This window comes from Escherichia sp. HH41S (genome assembly GCF_009820115.1).
Classification (GTDB): domain Bacteria; phylum Pseudomonadota; class Gammaproteobacteria; order Enterobacterales; family Enterobacteriaceae; genus Escherichia; species Escherichia coli_F.
Genome location: NZ_VNXE01000116.1, coordinates 1 through 2783, shown reverse-complemented (window position 1 = coordinate 2783; position 2783 = coordinate 1). Strand labels below are relative to the sequence as shown.

Genomic DNA, 2783 nt, shown 5'->3' with positions numbered 1-2783 from the left:
GACAGCGACATCCAGCCCGTCAGGTCCCGTTCACGCCGCCACACCCGTTTTGCCACCCTGCGGCCCAGCGGGTCGTAAAGATAGCGACTTTCGACCAGCGGCTCTGCATATTGTGTCCGCGTGTAGTGCACCAGCCGGTGCCGGCTGTCGTAATGGTACCGGTGAGTCCGCTCATCATCCGTGCGGATAACCCCTTCCGGGATGAGGTCGGTTTTCTCCGTCAGCCTGCCGTGACGGTCATACCGGTAAAGATAGTGCGCGTCACGGGCGATACGGTTATCCGGCCACATGCTGAGGGTGCTGTCCGGGTGCAGCTCCGGGTCAGGCAGGCGGTTACCTGCCGGGTCCGTGGCATACGGGATGCGGATATCCAGATTTGAGGTGGTGGTGTGGACGCCGGTCAGCCTGCCGGAGTCGCTGTAGCTGTAACTCCGGGTCTGGCGCGGGCTGCTGATGCGAATGAGTTCGCCGTTGTCGTTCCAGGTGTAATCGCGGTCATACTGCAGGCTGTTCAGGTGCTGGCTCTGTAACTGCCCGGCAGGGGTGTAAGCGGTGGTGAGTTCATAACGGCCGAAGCTGCGCAGCGTTTCCCGGTGCAGGCGGTCGCGGGTGAAATCCACCAGCGGTGTGTCGCCGAGTTTCATCCCTGCCAGGTAACCACTGCCATAAGTCAGCCATTCCACGGCGGGCAGGCTGTCCGGTATACAGCGGTTCGCCAGCCCCTGCGCGTTGTACGCATGTCTGGTTTCATGCTGCCAGAGCAGTGCTTCCGTCTGCGGGTGATGCACCGTCTGGCGCTCACCGGTCAGGCGGCCTTTCTCATCATACCCGTAATGCACCGTCACCCGGTGCCCTTCGCTGAGATGGCTGATGCCTGTCAGCCAGCCGCGTTCGTCGTACCGCCACTGTTCTGCGGTTTCACCATTCACCGTTCGCTGCGTGATGCGGTCTGCTTCGTCATAGTGCCAGTGGGTGACCAGTCCCTCATCCTCGCTGCGGATAAGTTTGCCGGTCAGGTCGTGGTGATAACGCTGTGTGCGGCCGTCAAAGCCGGTTTCCTGTATCAGCCGGTCGAGTACATCGTAACGGAAGGTGGTGTGGCTGCCGTTTTCGTTTGTCAGGCGGATGACCCGTCCTGCAGCATCGTATTCCATACTGCGGGTCAGCCCGCCCTGCGTGGTACGGACGGCCTTTCCCCACGCATCGTACTGTGCCCCGTATCTGCTGCCGTCCGTGGCAATGACGGTGGTCAGGTCACCGGCGGCGTTGTATTCATACCGCGTTTCATGGCCCTGCGTGTCTTTCACCGCAATTAACTGTCCATGGCTGTCGTATGCGCGGCACTGGCTCAGGCCTTCCTCGCGGTGCACCGCCGTCATCTGCCCGAAGCGGTTATGGTCATAACGGGTCTGGTAGCCGGAACAGTCGGTGAAGGTCAGCAACTGACCGTAACGGCTCCACGTCATGGTTTTCCGGCTGCCGGTGGCATCTTCCGTTGCGCAGGGTAAGTCACTGTGTGGATTATCATAACGGTAGCGGGTGATATCGCCGTTGTGTGCGGTTTCCTGAATCAGACGGCCGGATTCATCATATTCCCGGCGTATTTCCAGCCCGTCAGGCCCGGTGGCTGACGTTAACTGGTTGTGGTGGCTATAGTAAAACGCCGATGCCCTGCCATCCGGCGTGGTGATGCGCGTGATGAGTCCCGTCACCACATCCGGGCTGTATTCTGTTGTCCGGCCTGCGGCATCCGTCTGTGTCCTGAGCCTGCCCACCGCGTCAAACTGACTCTGCGTGACGCTGCCGTCCGCGTGTTCCTTTTTCACCACCCGCTTCAGCCCGCCTTCGCCTGCGGTATGCAGGACTTCATGGCGGTCCAGGCTGTCGGTGATGGTGATGCGGTCTTTCTCATACTGATACGTGTAGCTTAAGCCTGCCGGGTTTAGCTGTTCTGTCACCCGCCCGTCGCTGTCGTAACGGTAACGGATTTCCGGTCGGCCCGTGTGACGGTGCGCCACCATCCGGCCCCGGTATTTATCATCGTAAGTAAAGCTGCGCACCTGTGTATTGCTGCGGTCATACACCGCCGCCAGTTCGCCGCGCGGCGTCCAGCCATAGCGCACCAGCGGCGTGGCTGGCAGGTTGTCCGGGTATTCCGGGTCGTGCGTCAGCCACACGGCAGACAGACGGATGCCGTTGTCCCGGCCATATTCGGTGTAGTCCGGCAGGGTATCAGGAAAAGCGGACTGTTCCGCCCCGCCGGAAGAGGCCTGCTGCCGGGCCTCTTCTGCCCGCTGCGCCTGCGTGGTCAGTGCCAGCCGGAAGTGACGCCCGGCACCATCCGTCACGCCGGTGATTTCGCCGCTGAATTCACCGGCGGTTTCGCGGTGAAACGTCTGTGTGCGCCCGAAGCGGTCCACCAGCCCGGTCAGTACCCGGTACGGCGGCAGCGGCGCGGGCAGCACCTCATCCGCCTCCGGCACCCGCTCACACCAGCCGAGTACCCACCACGGCCCCTGCGGACTGTTCGTCGCCAGATAACGATGCGGACTCAGGCGAAGCTCTTCCGGCAGCGCCTGCCAGAGTGCGGCCAGCCGGTGACCTTCATCCAGTCTCAGGACGCCGCCGCGCACCAGCCAGAGTGACTCGCTGCGGCTGTAACCGTCCTCACCGGGAAACAGGTGCTCAAAATACAGGCTTCTGCCGCCGTTATCACTGAGTATCAGTGTGTTATCGCGCAGCTGTAAGCGGATATCCGCAGGCATTTTCCAGCCGGGGCCGAG

The 2783-nt window shown here is 62.0% G+C and carries 1 protein-coding gene; it reads right to left on the bottom strand.

Annotated elements, in window-relative coordinates; translation table 11 throughout:
- On the bottom strand, positions 1–2783 hold a 2783-nt coding region (locus FQZ95_RS21810), incomplete at both ends, for an RHS repeat domain-containing protein (protein ID WP_160530664.1).